Source organism: Rasiella sp. SM2506, from assembly GCF_050859505.1.
Taxonomy (GTDB): domain Bacteria; phylum Bacteroidota; class Bacteroidia; order Flavobacteriales; family Flavobacteriaceae; genus Marinirhabdus.
Map to the genome: position 1 here is coordinate 2,665,779 of NZ_CP193934.1, position 17,987 is coordinate 2,683,765.

At 36.6% G+C, this 17,987-nt stretch carries 17 protein-coding genes; 7 read left to right on the forward strand and 10 right to left on the reverse strand.

Translation table 11 applies throughout. The annotated features are described in order from the left end of the window. Positions 1 to 5: 5 nt before the first annotated feature. The 3 genes from ACQ2HF_RS12095 (at position 6) to ACQ2HF_RS12105 (ending at position 1,971) form a co-directional block, all read left to right on the forward strand. The gene (locus ACQ2HF_RS12095; protein ID WP_432410676.1) at positions 6 to 638 is read left to right on the forward strand and encodes an NAD(P)H-dependent oxidoreductase; all 633 of its coding nucleotides are present in this window, start codon (positions 6 to 8) and stop codon (positions 636 to 638) included. A 33-nt stretch (positions 639 to 671) separates the two neighbouring features. Continuing rightward, positions 672 to 1,478 (forward strand): type 1 glutamine amidotransferase domain-containing protein, encoded by an 807-nt coding sequence (locus ACQ2HF_RS12100; protein WP_432410677.1) that lies wholly within the window; start codon positions 672 to 674, stop codon positions 1,476 to 1,478. Positions 1,479 to 1,647: 169 nt separating this feature from the next. Next, positions 1,648 to 1,971 carry a phosphoribosylpyrophosphate synthetase gene (locus tag ACQ2HF_RS12105; protein WP_432410678.1) on the forward strand — a complete coding sequence of 108 codons (324 nt, stop codon included), beginning with the start codon at positions 1,648 to 1,650 and terminating at the stop codon, positions 1,969 to 1,971. Positions 1,972 to 2,277: 306 nt separating this feature from the next. Here the strand turns inward: ACQ2HF_RS12105 and ACQ2HF_RS12110 are convergent, their stop codons facing one another. The 10 genes from ACQ2HF_RS12110 to ACQ2HF_RS12155 all read right to left on the reverse strand — a co-directional run bounded on the left by ACQ2HF_RS12110 (position 2,278) and on the right by ACQ2HF_RS12155 (position 13,355). Then, positions 2,278 to 2,469: a cold-shock protein gene (locus tag ACQ2HF_RS12110; RefSeq protein ID WP_432410679.1), complete on the reverse strand. Its 192-nt coding sequence runs from the start codon at positions 2,467 to 2,469 to the stop codon at positions 2,278 to 2,280. A gap of 456 nt (positions 2,470 to 2,925) precedes the next feature. Next, positions 2,926 to 5,067 carry a catalase gene (locus ACQ2HF_RS12115; RefSeq protein ID WP_432410680.1) on the reverse strand — a complete coding sequence of 714 codons (2,142 nt, stop codon included), beginning with the start codon at positions 5,065 to 5,067 and terminating at the stop codon, positions 2,926 to 2,928. A gap of 367 nt (positions 5,068 to 5,434) precedes the next feature. After that, positions 5,435 to 6,010, reverse strand: a complete 576-nt coding sequence (locus ACQ2HF_RS12120; RefSeq protein WP_432410681.1) for a hypothetical protein — start codon at positions 6,008 to 6,010, stop codon at positions 5,435 to 5,437. 60 nt (positions 6,011 to 6,070) lie between these two features. Then, complete coding sequence (locus ACQ2HF_RS12125; protein WP_432410682.1) at positions 6,071 to 8,101, reverse strand: M13 family metallopeptidase; 2,031 nt, start codon at positions 8,099 to 8,101, stop codon at positions 6,071 to 6,073. Between the two features lie 263 nt (positions 8,102 to 8,364). After that, positions 8,365 to 9,675 (reverse strand): DEAD/DEAH box helicase, encoded by a 1,311-nt coding sequence (locus tag ACQ2HF_RS12130; RefSeq protein ID WP_432410683.1) that lies wholly within the window; start codon positions 9,673 to 9,675, stop codon positions 8,365 to 8,367. A 68-nt stretch (positions 9,676 to 9,743) separates the two neighbouring features. Beyond that, positions 9,744 to 11,048 (reverse strand): DEAD/DEAH box helicase, encoded by a 1,305-nt coding sequence (locus ACQ2HF_RS12135; protein WP_432410684.1) that lies wholly within the window; start codon positions 11,046 to 11,048, stop codon positions 9,744 to 9,746. A gap of 283 nt (positions 11,049 to 11,331) precedes the next feature. After that, positions 11,332 to 11,781 (reverse strand): KTSC domain-containing protein, encoded by a 450-nt coding sequence (locus ACQ2HF_RS12140; RefSeq protein WP_432410685.1) that lies wholly within the window; start codon positions 11,779 to 11,781, stop codon positions 11,332 to 11,334. Between the two features lie 118 nt (positions 11,782 to 11,899). Continuing rightward, on the reverse strand, positions 11,900 to 12,091 hold the full coding sequence (locus ACQ2HF_RS12145; RefSeq protein WP_432410686.1) for a cold-shock protein: 192 nt from the start codon (positions 12,089 to 12,091) through the stop codon (positions 11,900 to 11,902). 290 nt (positions 12,092 to 12,381) lie between these two features. Further along, positions 12,382 to 12,684, reverse strand: coding sequence for a DUF779 domain-containing protein (locus ACQ2HF_RS12150; protein WP_432413092.1), 303 nt, complete (start codon positions 12,682 to 12,684; stop codon positions 12,382 to 12,384). A gap of 209 nt (positions 12,685 to 12,893) precedes the next feature. Next, positions 12,894 to 13,355 carry a cold-shock protein gene (locus ACQ2HF_RS12155; RefSeq protein WP_432410687.1) on the reverse strand — a complete coding sequence of 154 codons (462 nt, stop codon included), beginning with the start codon at positions 13,353 to 13,355 and terminating at the stop codon, positions 12,894 to 12,896. Between the two features lie 330 nt (positions 13,356 to 13,685). On the opposite strand from ACQ2HF_RS12155, the gene ACQ2HF_RS12160 reads away from it, so the two are divergent. The 4 genes from ACQ2HF_RS12160 to ACQ2HF_RS12175 all read left to right on the forward strand — a co-directional run bounded on the left by ACQ2HF_RS12160 (position 13,686) and on the right by ACQ2HF_RS12175 (position 17,929). Next, on the forward strand, positions 13,686 to 14,198 hold the full coding sequence (locus tag ACQ2HF_RS12160) for a DUF6265 family protein (protein ID WP_432410688.1): 513 nt from the start codon (positions 13,686 to 13,688) through the stop codon (positions 14,196 to 14,198). 77 nt (positions 14,199 to 14,275) lie between these two features. Continuing rightward, positions 14,276 to 15,304 carry a hypothetical protein gene (locus ACQ2HF_RS12165; RefSeq protein ID WP_432410689.1) on the forward strand — a complete coding sequence of 343 codons (1,029 nt, stop codon included), beginning with the start codon at positions 14,276 to 14,278 and terminating at the stop codon, positions 15,302 to 15,304. A gap of 474 nt (positions 15,305 to 15,778) precedes the next feature. Further along, entirely contained in the window at positions 15,779 to 16,222 is a 444-nt protein-coding gene (locus ACQ2HF_RS12170; RefSeq protein WP_432410690.1) for a hypothetical protein, read from the forward strand. Between the two features lie 396 nt (positions 16,223 to 16,618). Next, positions 16,619 to 17,929: a hypothetical protein gene (locus ACQ2HF_RS12175; RefSeq protein ID WP_432410691.1), complete on the forward strand. Its 1,311-nt coding sequence runs from the start codon at positions 16,619 to 16,621 to the stop codon at positions 17,927 to 17,929. The last annotated feature ends 58 nt before the right edge of the window (positions 17,930 to 17,987 follow it).

Below are 17,987 nucleotides of genomic sequence, written 5' to 3' on the forward strand. Positions count from 1 at the left end.
TGAATATGGAATTATTAGATAAATTAAAGTGGAGATACGCTGCCAAAGCAATGAACGGAGAAACGGTAGCTGAAGATAAAATAGAACGCATACTAGAAGCTGCGCGTTTAGCTCCTACCTCTAGCGGATTACAACCTTTCGAAATTATTGTAGTTAAAAACCAGGATATTAAAGAAAAAATTAGACCTGTCGCTTGGAATCAGTCAGTAGTAACTGAATGTTCTCACCTCCTCGTATTTGCGGCCTGGGATACGTATACGGCAGATCGGATTAATTATATGTTCGATTTAACCAATGAGATTCGTGGGTTTAAAAACGAAGGATGGGAAAATTACAGACAACAACTTCTTAAATCGTATCCACAGAAAGATGCAGAAGAAAATTTTCAGCACGCCGCGAAGCAAGCGTATATCGGCTTTTCACAAGCGCTTATAGCTGCCGCTTTCGAAGGTGTAGATGCAACACCTATGGAAGGTTTTGACCCTGTAGCTGTAGATAAGATTTTAGGATTGCGAGAAAAAGGGTTACGTAGTGCTGTGCTCCTACCGTTAGGGTATAGACAAGAAGACGAAGACTGGTTAGTGAATCTGGAAAAGGTGAGAAAACCTATGAAAGATTTTGTAACGGTACTAAACTAGAAAACAACACCTACGATTATAATTACCAAGCATATGAAAATTACACCACTAGTAGCAATACTACTCACAGTAATTACAGCATCAAGCTGTACAAACACAAAGACGAAAGTACCTTCTGAAAAAGTTTCAGAAGAAAAAACAGAATTAAAAAAAGAAAAAGAAATGAACGTATTATTTGTATTAACATCTCACGATAAATTAGGAGATACCGGAAAGAAAACAGGATTTTGGGTTGAAGAATTTGCAAACCCATACTACACTTTATTAGATAAAGGCGTACACATTACCATTGCTACCCCAAAAGGAGGTGCTGCACCTATTGATCCAAGTAGCGATACGGAAGATGCTGCAACAGAAGCAACTAAGCGCTATGATAAAGATGCGGAAGCACAAGCTAGAATTGCGAACACAAAGGTATTAGCCGATATGAATCCAGACGATTTTGACGCGGTGTTCTATCCAGGAGGTCACGGACCGTTATGGGATTTAGCAACAGACGCTTTTTCTATTGCTTTAATAGAAAAGTTTAACAGCCAGAATAAGCCCGTAGCATTTGTATGCCACGCGCCAGCAGCTCTTAAAAACGTAACTGATGGCAATGGAAATGCCTTAGTTAAAGGTAAAAAAGTTACCGGATTTACAAATTCTGAAGAACAAGCAGTTGGTCTTACAGACGTTGTGCCATTTTTGGTTGAAGATATGCTACAAGCAAATGGAGGTATTTACTCTAAAAAAGAGGACTGGGCAGCGTATGCAATCCAGGATGGTAATTTAATTACGGGTCAGAATCCGGCGTCATCGGAGCTGGTTGCTGAAAAGCTATTAGAAAATTTGAAATAGTATCTCTTCACTTACCAAAAAGGTTGTCCGTAGTGGGCAACCTTTTTTGTTTTAGGGTTACTGGTTTTTTGTTGCTGAAAAAACTATGTATTCAAAAAGAAATATTTATAGCGTACCTTAGTAAAAGAAACTGTAATGAAGTTGAGAGCAATTTAAAAAAGCAAAAGCTATGGAAAGAAAAAGTTACGATACCGTTACCGAAGCGATGGCCGACCTTAGAAAGCTTGGGTATACTATTGATTTTTCAATTTTAACCGAAAAAGAATGTCTTATTTGCCACTTAACCGCCACAGAATTATCCCCAGATGATTTCGAAATTGACCAATTTTATAGGTTTGAAGGCGACAGCGACCCGGGAGATGAAATGATTGTGTATGCGATTTCCTCGAATAAAGATAATTTGAAAGGAATCGTAGTAAACGCCTATGGAATGTATGCAGATAATGCATCGTCTGCCATCGTTAAAAAATTGAATATGCCTCCAGGGCAATGAGAACAATTTATGATCTATATCTAGTGTAGCTAATTCGGCTTCTCCCTCGCGCTTCTATTGGATTGTTTTAAAGGACGAATTTGTAAATGATAGAATTAAAATTTATGTAGACGCCAGCAATATCCCACAAATGGTAGTTCTTAAAGACGATGGTACGGTACAGAAGCGCATTCTTGAATAATGTTATAAAAATAAACGATTACCTTTCAATTGCATAACAAAAAATCCAGCGAAGGTAGCTTCGCTGGATTGATTTAATACTTAAAAACTTTTAACTTATTTTAAAGCGACTTAAAGCTGCCTATATTAAGCCAAACGCACTTTTACGGCGCTTAAGCCTTTTTCACCTTTTTCTACGTCGAAGGTTACTTTATCATCTTCTCTAATTTGATCTACAAGGTTTGTAGAATGTACAAAGATTTCTTCTTCAGAATCTTTTATGGTAATAAAACCAAACCCTTTGGCATTATTGAAAAACTTTACGGTTCCTTCTTTCATAACTGTTATTTTATTAGTATTCATTAATTTATTTATAAATTGTCTTATCATTATTTCTGTGTTATTATATTAAAATTGTGTTTTGCCGCAGTTTACGCGACGGGTACTGCTAAGCTATACTATGTAAGTATTGAAACGTATCAGCTTATAGGACTGAACTACGTCTATAAAAACTTGAAGAAAGCAAAAGATTGATTATGTGGTAAGAAATAAAAAAAGAAGAGCTGTCTAAATAAGTAACCTTGTAAAGATAGCCTAAATATGTGCGGGTTGTTCAATAAACATAATAAATAATTGAAAATCAATTTGATAGAACGTTTTGATTGGGATGACTACCTCTCTACAATAGTCCAATTTGTAGCTTGTAATAGCATCCTAATTGCAAAAAAAATTCCCTACACTTACCTTAAAAAAAATACAATAGTAGATGCAGGGAAAATTATTTTATACCACTTTTTATACGGGAACTTGTTCAGCTACCGCTCTCCTGTCCCAGTTACGGTGCTGGGCGATGCTATTGATAAAGTTCTTTGGCGCACCGTTAATATGAATGGCAGTATCTTTTTTATGATCTTTTACAAAGGTGCTGTCTAATAAGGATTCTCCGTCACCATCTACTGCAATAGCTTTGCAATGTTTAAAGGCTTCGTTGATAAATTTGATATACTTTCCTTCTTTTTTCAACGCTTTTATAGCTTTTTCACCGCCAGGAATATAAACCGCGTCAAACAATACACTTTCGGTGGTGCTGATGGCTGCATCTACTTCATGTTCCATGTCTGTATCACACTTAATAGAACCTCCGTGAGGTGCAATTAATTTCACCATAGCTCCTTCTTTTTCAAGAGCGGTTTTCATTTTTTTGTAGGCTTTCATATCAAAGCCATCTGCAGCCAATACGGCTATTTGTCGGGTTGCAATACTGTCGAATTTTGTATTGGCCTGGCTTAATGCTGGATCAGATTCCAAGTAGTTTTTCTTTTTACCAGGTTGTTGTTTCTTTCCATCTGCATCTGCGCCAATCGCTTGGTTGATAGGTTCCTCAACACTTTTTGGGACTTTCATCCCCAAGTTTTTTCCTACGGTCTTCGCAAGATCTGTATCAATTTGTGCAATCATATATAGCATGCGTTCTTTTATCTCTTTGTGGGTACATTTACCCAGTTCAAAGGAATACGCTCCGGCAACGTGTTCTTTTTCCCAGTCGGCTAGACTTCTATAGAATAAAGCTGGCTGTGAAAAGTGGTCACTAAAACTTTCGCTACGACCTCGAATTTTCTTAGCATCAATTCGCTCTTCGTAATGTGTAAAACCACCTTCGGCCATTTTTGCTAAATGCGGGCAACTTCCCATGAGCGAATTTGGAAAATAGGCTCCTTGTCCTTTAGGAATGTCCATTTGCATATGCCCGTCTCGCTGATTGTTATGGACTGGTACAATTGGTTTATTGATAGGAATTTGATGAAAATTTGGAGTTCCTAATCGGGACAGTTGAGTGTCTCTATATGAAAACAGACGTCCTTGTAAAAGCGGATCGTTTGTAAAATCTATTCCAGGGACAATATGTCCGGGTAAAAATGCTACTTGCTCTGTTTCTGCGAAGAAGTTATCTGGATTTCGATTTAAAGTCATTTTACCAATGATTTGAACAGGGACCATTTCCTCTGGTATTAACTTAGTAGGATCTAATAAATCAAATTCAAATTTATGCTCATCAGCTTGTGGTACTACCTGTATACCCAACTCCCATTCTGGAAAATGTCCTGCGTCAATAGCTTCCCATAAATCGCGACGGTGAAAATCTGCATCTGCACCGTTAATTTTTACGGCTTCTTCCCAGGTTACCGAATGCACACCCAAAGTAGGTTTCCAGTGAAATTTTACAAAATGCGATTCGCCTTTATCATTTATAAGTCTGAAGGTATGAATTCCGAAGCCTTCCATCATTCGCAAACTACGTGGTATGGCACGGTCGCTCATGGCCCAGATGTGATTGTGTAAAGTTTCCGTAGTACGTGATATAAAATCGTAAAACGTATCGTGTGCAGAAGCTGCTTGGGGTATTTCATTATTAGGTTCAGGTTTTACTGAATGAACTAAGTCTGGAAATTTCATGGCATCCTGAATAAAAAAGATAGGCATGTTATTACCTACCAAGTCCCAGGTGCCTTCTTCTGTATAAAATTTTACTGCAAACCCGCGAACATCCCTAGCCAAATCCGGAGAACCCTTAGATCCTGCTACGGTAGAAAAACGAACAAAGACGGGTGTCTTTCTTGCCGTATCTGTAAATATTCCAGCCTTGCTGTACTTTTTAATACTATCGTACAATTCAAAATAACCGTGGGCACCACTTCCTCTGGCGTGTACAATACGTTCTGGAATGCGCTCGTGGTCGAAATGTGTAATTTTTTCGCGTAATAGAAAATCTTCTAACAACGTGGAACCTCTTTCTCCGGATTTTAGAGAATTGTTGGTGTCGTTTACTTTGAGACCTTGGTTGGTGGTCATTACTTTATTTTCTGAACTGACCCTGTACTGCTCTAAATCCTTAATTTTTTGGGTTTCTTCTGAAGTTTTTTTTGATTTCTTAGCCATTGTTTTTTTGTTTTGAAAGAGGATAGTGTAGTGTTTCCTGTAATTAAAACATTAAAGTACTATAACAAATTGGCATAGCGAAGCATATTATAAAACCATTAACAAACTAATGAAGTAATAGGTTATTTGTGTTAGAAGTTTTTTGAAAAAAGCAAAAACTGTTTTTTTAGCTTACATAATTATACTCTGTACAGAAGGATATATAAAAAAATTAAATCTGGCGTATCATAGTGAGATCTGCGTTGTTCTCCTTATATAAAAAGAAGCCTTGCAATACTTACTTTTGAAATTTTATTTCTACGGCCAGAAGAAGCATATAGGATTACTTATAAAAGTTGAATGATAAAGTGGTTGGAGTATTAAAAAATTATTCTTCCCAACCCCAGGGAGCTTCTGGAGTTTCGATGGGTGTTGTAAGGTTCATGACTACTTTAAAAACGCGTTCTGTTCCTAAACGACGTAAATTATACGTGAAGGTGGTATCGTTTAAAGTGATCCACCAAACATTTGTTGCTGCCTCTGGTATAAGTTTTTGTGTATGAGGATCTGCAGGAAAAAACTGAATCGTTGCTTTTCCTTGATTTGAAGCAGTGCCTCCATAAAAATTAACCGCATCCATCGTTCCATCTTTATGACGATGATCGTGTTTTAAGGAAATAATTCCGTCCTTGAAGGATACTATCCAAGTCCTCGATTTATCATCTCCCACATAAAATGGAATTTTTATTTCATTCTCTGTACAAGATCTTAGGTGCATCACCAGTTTTTTTCCTCCAAAGGCCTCATCTTCTTCTGGAATTTCTAAAGTTCCTGCATACGCATTTCCACAGTGAGATTTTAAGGTGTTCCAAAATACAAGAGAAGTAGTATTTTCCTGACCAATACTTTGCATTGAACAAAGTAGTACAAGTAAAAAAAGAGCACGTTTAAATAGCATAGGCATATTTCATGTTATATTATTTCCGGAACTTACAAAGGATGCTGCGTTCGTAACCAAAACGGATTACCAGATCTTAACGCGCTCTTCTTCGGTTCTATAATTAGCTTCGCCTTCCTTTACTTCAAATGCCTCATAAAATGGTGTGAAATTCATTAAGGGGCCATTTACGCGCCACATGGGTGGAGAATGCGGATCTGTTGTTACATAATTACGTAAAAATTCGTCACGCATTTTTACACGCCATATACGAGCAATTGACAAAAAGAAACGCTGGTTTGGTGTAAATCCACCAATCTCCGTATTTCCTTTCCCTTGTTCTGTCATTTTAAAAGCATCAAAAGCAATTGCGATACCGCCGTTGTCTGCCGTATTTTCTCCTACGGTAAGCGCTCCTTTTAAAGGAACACTATCCAACACTGTAAAAGCACTATACTGATCTATGATTTGTTGTGTTTTTGCCTTAAACTTGGTGTAATCTTCTGCTGTCCACCAATCGGTCACATTTCCTTCCTTATCATATTGAGCTCCCTGATCGTCGAAAGCGTGTGTAAATTCGTGTCCTATTACCATTCCTATTCCACCATAATTAACTGCGTCATCTGCGTATAGATCAAAATACGGTGCTTGTAAGATTCCGGCAGGAAATACAATTTCGTTTAACGAAGGATTATAATAGGCAGTTACGGTAGATGGTGTGGTGTGCCACGCATCTCGGTTGGGTGCTTTATTAAGCTGACTTAATTCGTACTCAAATTCACTTTTGCGAAGTGCAATAACATTCTCAAAAAAATCGGTTTTAGAAATGGTCACATTATAGGTATGCCAAACATCCGGATACCCAATTTTTTTCTTAATGGCAAACAGTTTTTCTTTTGCCTTCACTTTTGTGCTGTCGCTCATCCAATCTAAGTTATCGATTCGCTTCTCTAATGTTTTCTGAAAATTATTTACCAAATCTAAAGCGCGCTTTTTGGCATCTTCGTTAAAGTATTTCTTTACATATAATTGTCCCAACTCAAAACCGATTTGCTGGTCTATACGACGAACCATTTGCTTAGATCTAGATTGTTGTTCGCCTTGACCAGACAATATTTTAGTATATGCAAAAGAGGCATCCTGAAATGGTTTGCTCAAAATAGCGTCGTTTGAGCTTATTGAGTTTGCCTTTAAGTATAGTTTCCAATCCTCCAGAGGAACTGAAGGTAGCATTTTATTTAGGGTGTTATAATAAGCAGGCTGACGCATATCCAATGAATCTACCTTCGCTCCTATTTGTTTAAAAAGGGTAGTCCAATTAATATTTGCGTGGTTTTTATCTAAATCTGAAACAGCTACTTTGTTGTAATTATCCTTAATCACACGACGCTCAATACGGGTCTTGTGAGCTGCTGCCAATTGCTTTTCTATGTTGTAAACAGTGTTGGCTTTTTTTGCAGCATTTTCCTCTCCTGTAAGTTCAAATAATGAAGTTAGATACGTTCTATAGGCTTTTTGAATTTCAATGACCGATGGAGTAGCGTCAAAATAATAATCACGATCCGGCAGCCCTAAACCCGTTTGAGATAGGTGTAAAATATTTAACGCACTATTTTCCTGATCTGGCGAAATGTACGGAGTGATCATTGAATAGTCTCCAGATGTTATTTGTGTAGCAACAAACTCAAGTATTGCAGGCACATCTTTAATTGCCTCAATACGGTCTAATATGGGTTGGATGGGTGTGATCCCACGTTTGTTAATGCTCACGGTATCCATACCAGAGGCGTAAAAATCTCCCACAAGTTGTTCTGTACTTCCTGCCGGATGTTCATTTTGAGAAACCTCCTCTAGGATGTTCTCTAATAATTTTTGTTGCGGAATGTTTAAAAATCGGTATGCCCCTACTCCCACTTGGTCATCTGCAATTACAGCGGTATCATACCAATTTTTATTGACGTGATTGTAAAAATTATCACCCGGTTTTATAGCGGGATCGATTCCATCAAAAACCACGGGTTCCCGGGTTTCGTTTTCGACTACGGCAGTTGTTGATGTTTCATTTTTACACGATGCGATAGAGAGCATCAAAATTAAAAGAAGTACTATTTTTTTCATTGCTTACAGTGTTAGGTATTCAAATATAGCAATTTAAAAATAGTAGTTTTATAGCTCTTCAAAAATACTACAGATTTGAAAATAGCTATCCAGAAAAATTAATGCTATGTTTTTGATAGCAGGACATTGCTTGTGTCGTAATGAGCAAGATTTGAAAATTCCAGCTCATATGGCATCGCTCGTCTAATAGATTTTGCACCAATAATTTTTCGAAAAAAAAATGGAGTACGGAAGGGCATTACATAAGATAAGTTTCTATAAAATTACATCAATGTAACCCGAACCTTTTTCTTTTTTAACCGTGTGTTATTCGTTTTTTCAATAACACTCTCCGCTTTATGTTTGGGTACGGCTACAAAGGCACAGTCTTGTTTTAGTTCGATAACCCCTACTTCATCACCCTTTAAGTTCCCCTGTTTAAAAAACAAACCTGCCAGATCTCCTTTTGAAATTTTATCTTTCCGGCCGCCCGAAATAAATAGCGTTGCCCACTGGGGTTGAATTGCAGTTTGCTTGTCTTTGAGTTTTACGACGTCGGTTGTAGTAATAAAATCTGGGGTGTGTTCCTTTTCCCATTGGAGTACGTAAGCGGTGCCTTGGGAGTTCATTCGGGCTGTTCTACCGTTTCTGTGGGTAAATTCTTCGGCTTTAAGTGGTAATTGATAATGGATAATGAAATTGAGCTCTGGAATGTCCAGGCCACGTGCGGCAAGGTCTGTTGCAATAATAACCTGGTGTGTCCCGTTTCTGAATTTAATCAGTGCCCGCTCCCGGTCTATTTGTTCTAATCCGCCATAAAACAGACCGTGGGGAATGTTGTTGTCTTCCAGAAATTCACTTACAAACTGTATGGTATCTTTAAAATTGCAAAAGATAATACCGGGTTGGTTGCCTATGTGGTGTAATAGATTTACCAGCGTTTGTAGTTTATCTTTTTCCGGAGACAGTACTTTTTTAATGGCAAGCTTTGAGATTTTACTTTCCAGGTAATCTATCACTAAAGGATGTACTACGCCAGCGAATTTTGGAATTTCCACACCTTGTGTTGCGGACGTTAAGACGCGCTTCTGAATCTTTGGAAGGTACTGGATAATTTCGCGCATTTCGGTTTCAAAACCTATTTCCAGGGATTTATCAAATTCATCCAGGACAAGTGTTGTAATGTCTTCCACAGGAAAAGTTTCACGTCTTAGATGGTCTGCTACACGGCCAGGTGTGCCAATGAGGATGGCAGGATTGTGAGACAGCTCTATTTTATCTTTAGAAAATGGTCTGCCTCCATACACTGCATTTGCTTTATAACCCGTGCCCATTTCTCGTATTACCTGTTCTATTTGTATAGCCAGCTCGCGTGATGGTACTAAAATAAGGAGTTGCACATTTTCGCAATGGATGTCTAGTGCGTTAAGTGTAGGTAATAAGAAAGCAACTGTTTTACCAGTTCCCGTTGGCGATAACAACACTGTATTTGGGGCCGAAGCAATCGCCAAGAGTGCCTCTTCCTGCATAGGATTTAGGTTTGTAATGCCTAGTTTTGCCAGAATTTGCTTTTGGGATTTTATATCGTTTGCCATCAATTGGTAGTATGTAGTTAGTATTCAGGAGTGTCTGCTCTCTATTCTTTGAACGTTATATCCAGGTATTAGTTTTTATTTGGAGTTTGATTTAGGTGGTCTGCCAGCATCTTTTCGATGAGTTCTTCCTTGGTGAGATGGTGGAAAATTGTTTTAATAGTTGTTTTGAAGTCTTCGGAAACCTCTCTGTTGGGTTTCGATTTAAAAATTTTACGTGCCCAAAGGATGGCGTTGTTTTCTTCAATAGCCAGCGCATTTGCTTTAGGCATTTCAGAAAAACGTATGCCTAATTCTTTTTCCAGATTAGGAATCTCCTTTACTTCTTCCTGCTGAATGACACTTAACGACAACCCTTTCGCTCCTGCTCTAGCGGTACGCCCACTTCTGTGTACGTAGGTTTCAAAGGTATCTGGAAAATGGTATTGGACTACGTATTCTATTTCTTTTACGTCAATCCCACGCGAGGCAAGATCTGTAGCCACCAGAAGGGTAATATGTCCTTCCCGAAATTGTCCCATCACCCGGTCTCTAATTCCCTGAGTTAAGCTACCGTGTAGGGCTCCCGAAGAAAACTTATTCATGGCTAGCTTTTTTGCTAATTTATTAACCGCTGCTTTTGTTTTACAGAATATAATGCCGCGTTTCCCTGCTTTTGTGTTTAAGAAGTGTAATAAAACATCCAATTTTTCTTCCGGTTCTACGACAACATATTGGTGGTCTATTCCTTGATGCCCTACTGTTTCCATATCTGCTTCTACATGGATAACATGTTTGGAGAGATAGTTCTGCACCAATTGCTTGATAGTGCCTGGCATAGTAGCGGTAAAGAGCAAGGTTCTTCTGGTTTTGGGAAGTGATTTCACAATGGTGTCTATTCCATCTTTCAGGACTGTGACCATTTCATCTGCTTCATCAAGCACCAGATACTTTGTGTTTTTTATCTCTACTGCTCCACGTTGCAAGAGATCTATTAAACGTCCCGGGGTCGCGATAATAATATGGGTGTCTTCTTTAAGTCTTTCTATTTGAGGCTTAATAGGAATGCCACCACACACTGAGGCTATGGAAATTTCAGGTTTATAGGCTGCAAACTCGCTTAAGTTTTTAAAAATCTGTTGCCCTAGTTCTCTTGTAGGGGCTAAAACGACTGCCTGGATAGTTGGATTTTTTATATCGATATTTTGAAGTACCGGCAATCCAAAGGCCACGGTTTTACCAGTACCAGTTTTGGCTAAAGCTACTACATCTTCTTTTTGATTAAGCAGAACAGGGATAACCTTTTGTTGGATGCTGGTTGGAGTTTTAATACTTAATGCGCTCAACCCTTCTACTAAAGAGGTTTCTATTCCTAATTCTGAAAATGTAGTTGCCATATAGTGTTTACTGATTTTAAATCCGGTGCTTTATAGTACAGGATGGAACTCTAGGTGAAATAATACTGGAAATTTAAAGATAGTGATATTTAAATTTAAGGTAGGTTTCGACTGCGCTCAACCAGACACTAAATTTTTTAATATCGTTTAAAATGCCATATCCATACGGTTAAGGCAGACGCTAAAATACAAAGAGAATAATTCAATGTAGGTTTAGGTGGTGTCTATCCGCTTCAACAATGTGGTTGGCTATTTTATACTTGGCTTTTCCTTGGATATCTGCTTATGCTTCCTGAAGGATACGTTTCGATTTACGGTAGGTGTATTTTGGGTAGATGCTACGTTTTGCAAATCGATTGAGGTTCCCTGCATTTATCATTTTAAGGTATACAGGTTTAGTTACTCCAAAATACTCATAGGTGGTCCCGTCTGTGAAGGTGATTTCTAATAATAAACCTTTATGTTGGTAATCTGCAATAGCGGCATTAGTAATTGTTTCCGTATACTCTGGTAGGTTTTTCTCCTTTGTTTCTGGCGCCATGCTCACTAAGAAGTGATAGCCGTCTATAATTTTTCGGCTTTGTGTTTCGGCTTCTTGCTGTAATGCATCTCCTTCTTGAAATTTATCTGGATGCCATTCTTTCACTAAGTCCCGATAGCTCTTTTTAAGGGACTTAAGTTCGATTTCCTTTTCAATTCCAAATAATTTCTTGTACTCGTGTATGCGCTTCATAATCAGGGATTTTATTAGGGCGCGAAACTACTTATTTTTAATGGATTTACGTTCGTTATTGGCATTAAAAAAGCCCATCAATTATGATGGGCTCTTTTTTTAACTATATGGATGTTACTTAGACAACTTTTACGTTAACCGCGTTTAATCCTTTGTTTCCTTCTTTAAGTTCAAATTCAACTTCGTCACCTTCTCTAATCTCATCGATTAATCCAGAAATGTGTACAAAGTGATCTTTTTCAACTCCTTCTTCAGTGATAAAACCAAAACCTTTGGTATCGTTGAAAAATTTTACTGTTCCTCTACTCATTTTACTATAATTTAATTTATTAATATTTTAATATTCTGCAAAGATGACGCCATTTATTTAAAAAACAATCATTTATCTTATTTATTATTTAAATCACTACCATTTTATTACCATATTACTAAAGACTTCACTCCCTTTTATTTGTATTTCTTTACTGATTAAGGTGTGAATATTCGCAAATAATACTATTTATATTATTGAAAATAAGTTAGTTACTTCTTTTACTTTTGTATTCAGCTGTTTTAAAAACACCTCTACTTATTTGTGTTTTAAAAGAAATGAAAATAAATTCAGAAATCGGCTCCTGTTTTTGTTTTTGGTAAATTTTCACTTTCTTTTGAAGTAAATAATCTGGATTTTATAATAAATCGTACCCCAAGAGGGATTTCCAGCGAAAAACTGGAACCCCTTCCTTTGGTTACTTCTACAGTTAATTGAGTGTGTTGCCAGTACTGAAACTGATCCTGGGACCTATAAAAGTCGCATCCGTGAATATTTCCCAGCCAAATATCGGTCTCATTAAGGAGAAGATCTCCTTTTTCCAGACACATGGGTGATGAACCCTCGCAGTAGCCTCTATTTGGAAAGCAGATTTTATTTTAATAGAAGTAATCATTTTAGGTCAAATGAATACAAAACAAAAATTGCCTATTAACGTAGTGTCTTGTATCATAAGAAACTAATAGTTTTTTTATTCGACCTTATAGTAAGGTCAATTAAAACTATACTTTTTTATCAAAAAAAAAAGCTTTCAGCTACCTGAATTGGTTTGCTGAAAGCTTTTCTCTACTGATGTGTTTAGTTATTTTTCTAACTTTACTTTTACAGCATTCATACCTCTTTGACCTTTTTCAAGCTCGAAAGAGACTTTGTTACCTTCGGTAATTTCGTCTATAAGTCCGCTTACGTGGCAGAAGTATTTTTCGCTATTTTCATTGTCTACTATAAAACCGAATCCCTTTGAATGATCAAAAAAGTTTACGGTACCAATACGTACAGGATCAAACTTATCGTCGTCAGAATCTTCTTTCTTAGGGATACCCAGCACTATTTCCTCTGCATCTACCTTCACCTTTTTGGAAGGATCTGGTGGCGTATCTACCAAATTACCCATATGATCTACATAGACAAAGTCGATACCGCTAGTGCCGTTCTCTTCTTTATCGGCCTTACGAGCATCCATTTTCTTTTTCTTGTCTTCACGCTTCTTTAAGCGCTTTTTTTCTTTTTCAGTCTTACTAAATGTTTGTTGTGATCTACCCATTTATATTTTACATGTTAAGGGGGATAAGGTACGGCGATAATTTGTAGTTTAAAAATTTTTAAGAAAAACATATGTTTTTCTTAAAAATTATGGTAACTGTTTGTTTTAAAGGATATACTCTATCAATTTACAGCCTTGTAGTATGAAAATACTATAAAAAATTTTACATATATATCCAAAAACAGATTCTAAACAGACGATTTCGTATTAAGTCAAGCGATGTTTTGGTATTTAATTATATGAAATCTTACACCCGCCAATAGGTGATACCATGTTGGAATTTATAAACATCCATTTTCAAGAGTGGAAATTATCCTATCATTTTATACAATGAAAAACCTATTATTTTTGTGCATTTCAGCAGTATTCTTATTAATTGCTTGCGAAAAGGGAAGTAAAGACAACAGAATCTTGGGAGATGCCCTAGTAGAAAAACAATTTGAAACTATTGAGAAGTTAGCCTGGTTGGTTGGTGATTGGACTCATAGTACTGAAAAAGAACACTTCTATGAAAATTGGACACAAGCTAATGACAGTACCTTAAAAGCACACAGTTTTATACTTGTTGAAACAGATACAGTTTTTGAGGAGCGTGTAACCCTTCAGCAAAATAACAACGATGTTTTCTTTACGGTGATCGCCTATAATCAAAACGATGATACGCCTGTTACTTTTAAAATGATTCCATCAGATAAAGGCACGTTTATTTTTGAAAATTTACAACATGATTTCCCCTCAAGAATATCGTATGCTAATCCTGTAAAAGATTCTATACACGCATGGATTGAAGGAACCGTGGACGGGGAATACCAAAAGGTAGCGTTTTACTACAAACGTAATTAATTGTAATAATGATATGCTAGTACTGTAACAATTAATGTATTAGGGTATCTTTAGTGCATAACCATACGCTAGCTACTATGAATTTTAAGTTGAACCTTCTGGCACTTTTATTATTAACCTCCTTTTCTTGCAAGGAAACAAATACCAAAAGCAGTACAAAAGAAACTCCAAATAGTCCTCAAATTGTATTTACTCAAGATGTAGATAATTTTTGGAAAGCCCATGATGCCATTCGGAAAGAAGCCGATACCACAAAACATCTTGCTTTACTAGATTCGTTTTTTATACGTCCGGGAACTCCTGGATTGGTTGCTATTAGAGAAGCCAGGCGTTACAGTCCCGAAGAATATGTACATGCAATTAGAAGCTATCCGTTATTGTGGGAAAGCATTAGAGAAAATACCTACCAATCTAAAAACCTATCTCAGGAAATTGAATCTGGGATAAAAAAACTTAAAGAAATTTATCCGGATGCCAAGCCTGCCGAAGTTTATTTTTCGGTTGGCGTGTTCCGTACGGGAGGCACTACAATGGATAACAAGGTTTTAATTGGTGTAGAAACTGCTTTTGGAGACAAGAATGTTACCGTACATGAACTCCCCGAGTCGCTTAACTACATTAGAGATTTTTGGTCCAGTAAAGAATCTGCCGTAGAAAATTTTGCACTTAACAATGTTCATGAATATATTCACACCCAACAAAATCAGAATTTAGAAAGTAATCTTTTGGGGATTTCAGTATTGGAAGGGGTAGCTGAATTTGTGTCAACCTTAGCGATGGGACGTTCAGAATCCACCCAACCAGCAGTGCTGTATGGTAAAGCAAATAGCGCAGCTGTAAAAATGGCTTTTACCAAAGACATGTTCCATAAAGAGTATGGATATTGGCTGTGGAGCCAACAAGAAAATGAATTTGAAACCCGGGATCTTGCCTATTATATTGGGTATGCGATTGCCGAAAATTATTATACGAAGGCAACAGATAAGCAAGTTGCCATTAAAAAAATGATTGAACTAGATCACTATAACGAAACTGAAATTGAAAACTTTGTGGATGCTTCAGGATATTTTGATACTGCAGTACATACCTATAAGCCTAAAGAATAAGTCTGTTTTTAAAATTGTAGACAGCCTTGATATTATTCTCGTAAACTTTACTATAGGTTGCAATGGTTTCTGAAATTATAAGAAAACGACCCTGTTCTACTTATTTATAACTTCCATTACTAGTATCTTAGGGGGATTGCTATTCTCTTTATAAAATTAGGAGTCGTAAAAACTTTAAAATGTACGTGTACACTTACAGGAGTTTTTTATTGTTTCGTGATTGCTATTCCTGCGATATAGATTTTATTGTTTGTTTAAAATTATTTTATGTGTTACAGGTTCATCTCAGGACTTCTAAATTCCTAATTTTTAGTGTATTTAATTTAGACGCTTCTGAAATTTTAAATACTTGCAATTAATCAAATTTTAACATTAACATACTTTTTATCGATGTTATTTGCATTTCGTGGGATTTATTTGTAACATTGACGATGATTAGCATATTGCCCCTGACCCTAATTTAAATTTATGACTATGAAAATCAGACACATTTTATTGACCGTTTTTTTACTTGGAAGTATAACGATTGGCTTCGCGCAAAAAAAAGATGAACAATCTTTTATTAGTGGAAATATTAGTATTGCTAAATACCATACTAGCGAAGAATTACAGAATATGAATAAAGGTAAATTGTTAGAACTTTATAATATCCGTATCGAAATAATCATTAAAATTTTACCGAATATCGCTTTTGCAACAAAACCTGGCGTTACCATGTCCACACTTGGTATTCCTGATACGAAAGAACACCGGAAGGCATTAGAAGATAACATTCAGGCTACGACAACCTATTTCGAAAATACGATCGAGTTTCAGAAGTTGATACTCCCCTATTCTGATAAATCCAGCTTGGTAGCAGCCATTCTCTTTTATGAAGAGACACTAAAAGCGTTGCATACCTATAACGAATTCAACTAATGATAGTTCTGGAACGAAACTAATTGTTTTAGAATTTTTAATCTTTTACGCCATATGATATGGCTTGTCTTTTTGCGCCCAAATTTATAAGCGTCGTTTTTATCCGACGAATGCTTAACATTTGGGTTTTTAATTTTCAATCAGTTTTTATTTCTGCTTTCAAACATTCAGTCTTACCAGACCTATAGATATTTAGAGTGCTCTCTATACCAGTTTTTTTGCTTTCCTCTGCTCTTAAACGATGTTAATCTTAGCGTACTGAAATGAGTTAACACACTTTATCGATGATTATTGCATTTTAACAGTGCTTTTAATCGGTTTTATTTGCATTTCATAGAAAATACCTTTAAGTTTGGTCTCAATATCATAAAATTTTTAACAATAAAATAAAGTATTATGAAACAAGTTACCCCGCTTATGTTCTTTTTATGCCTTCTCTTCTTTGGCAACGTGATTGCTCAGCAAGAGAAAGGTATACAAGGTTCTGAAAACTGGTTAAATTTTTGGACGGAATTTAAACCTGTCGCTACCGATCATGGTGAGCCTACGCAAATTTTGGTCGGGAACATTTCAAAAGACACGAAACTCTACAAGAAAGAAATATACCTTCTCTTAGGAGATATATTTGTAACAGATAGTTCGACCCTTACGATTGAACCAGGTACAATAATCTTAGCCGATTATAAAACCAAAGCTTCACTTACCATTACAAATGGCGCAACAATTATTGCAGAAGGAACTCAAACCGATCCTATAGTATTTACTTCAAATAGAGATATAAATAAAAAAGGTGATTGGGGAGGCATCTTTATTTTAGGTGATGCACCAGTTACTAAAATTGGAACACAATCGGGTCTCGACTTCGGATTAAAAACTTCTTCGATAGAAAACACTAAGTATGGAGGCGAGAATATAGAAAGCAACTCTGGAATTATGCGCTTTGTAAGAATTGAATACGCAGGTAAGCGAACAAAAAAACATGGATACTTTAATGCTCTTACCCTCGCCGGTGTAGGAAATAAAACTGCTCTCGAAAATATAATGGTAAGCAACAGCGCCGGAAATTCCTTTTATGTTGCAGGAGGCGATGTAAATTTAGAAAAGCTGGTATCCTTTCAATCTAGCGGGAACGACTTTAAATTCGATTTGGGAGCCCACGCAACCATAACCAACTCACTGGCTGTGCGTTCTCCCTATGTGTCTGAGCCTGGTGGTGCAAGCAGTATTTATATTACTTCCCATAATAAGGATACTAATGTAGCTATTGAAAAGAGTAAAACAATTGTCGATGCACAAAACTTAACACTTCTTAATTTAAGTAAGACACTCGAAGATGATATTGATGTAGGATTGGTAAGAGAGGCTGTTTATATAGATAAGAATGCTTCTTTAACGATGGCCAAAAGTGTTCTTTCTGGATTTAATCCAGCTGTAATTCTGGACAATAGTATTCAGGTGAACCATGAAAATTTAAAGCAAATCAAGTTTAGTAAAATGTACTTTAACAAATGTCGCGGTAATATTTTTACTGAAGGTGTCACCAACAATGAAGATTTAGAAAATTGGTATGGCAACCAATCTTTCTTTAATGTGTATTCTAAAGGTTCCGATAGTGAAACTTTTATAGATCCCAATAATGAGAATCGTCCAGATTTTAGATTGCGAATTAATAAAATTATTGCTTTGGAAGAAATGGACAGAGGATAATACTATAAAAAACCCATTACAACTTCACTAAAAAAACATAAACCCTTAGTGAATTATA

Bases quoted from the DNA above. Each gene is read 5' to 3' on its own strand.
- ACQ2HF_RS12140 (WP_432410685.1), bottom strand. From the start codon at position 11,781: ATGAAGCGCATACACGAGTACAAGAAATTATTTGGAATTGAAAAGGAA.
- ACQ2HF_RS12095 (WP_432410676.1), top strand. From the start codon at position 6: ATGGAATTATTAGATAAATTAAAGTGGAGATACGCTGCCAAAGCAATG.
- ACQ2HF_RS12160 (WP_432410688.1), top strand. From the start codon at position 13,686: ATGAAAAACCTATTATTTTTGTGCATTTCAGCAGTATTCTTATTAATT.
- ACQ2HF_RS12130 (WP_432410683.1), bottom strand. From the start codon at position 9,675: ATGGCAAACGATATAAAATCCCAAAAGCAAATTCTGGCAAAACTAGGC.
- ACQ2HF_RS12135 (WP_432410684.1), bottom strand. From the start codon at position 11,048: ATGGCAACTACATTTTCAGAATTAGGAATAGAAACCTCTTTAGTAGAA.
- ACQ2HF_RS12120 (WP_432410681.1), bottom strand. From the start codon at position 6,010: ATGCCTATGCTATTTAAACGTGCTCTTTTTTTACTTGTACTACTTTGT.
- ACQ2HF_RS12125 (WP_432410682.1), bottom strand. From the start codon at position 8,101: ATGAAAAAAATAGTACTTCTTTTAATTTTGATGCTCTCTATCGCATCG.
- ACQ2HF_RS12110 (WP_432410679.1), bottom strand. From the start codon at position 2,469: ATGAAAGAAGGAACCGTAAAGTTTTTCAATAATGCCAAAGGGTTTGGT.
- ACQ2HF_RS12105 (WP_432410678.1), top strand. From the start codon at position 1,648: ATGGAAAGAAAAAGTTACGATACCGTTACCGAAGCGATGGCCGACCTT.
- ACQ2HF_RS12155 (WP_432410687.1), bottom strand. From the start codon at position 13,355: ATGGGTAGATCACAACAAACATTTAGTAAGACTGAAAAAGAAAAAAAG.
- ACQ2HF_RS12165 (WP_432410689.1), top strand. From the start codon at position 14,276: ATGAATTTTAAGTTGAACCTTCTGGCACTTTTATTATTAACCTCCTTT.
- ACQ2HF_RS12145 (WP_432410686.1), bottom strand. From the start codon at position 12,091: ATGAGTAGAGGAACAGTAAAATTTTTCAACGATACCAAAGGTTTTGGT.
- ACQ2HF_RS12115 (WP_432410680.1), bottom strand. From the start codon at position 5,067: ATGGCTAAGAAATCAAAAAAAACTTCAGAAGAAACCCAAAAAATTAAG.
- ACQ2HF_RS12100 (WP_432410677.1), top strand. From the start codon at position 672: ATGAAAATTACACCACTAGTAGCAATACTACTCACAGTAATTACAGCA.
- ACQ2HF_RS12170 (WP_432410690.1), top strand. From the start codon at position 15,779: ATGAAAATCAGACACATTTTATTGACCGTTTTTTTACTTGGAAGTATA.
- ACQ2HF_RS12175 (WP_432410691.1), top strand. From the start codon at position 16,619: ATGAAACAAGTTACCCCGCTTATGTTCTTTTTATGCCTTCTCTTCTTT.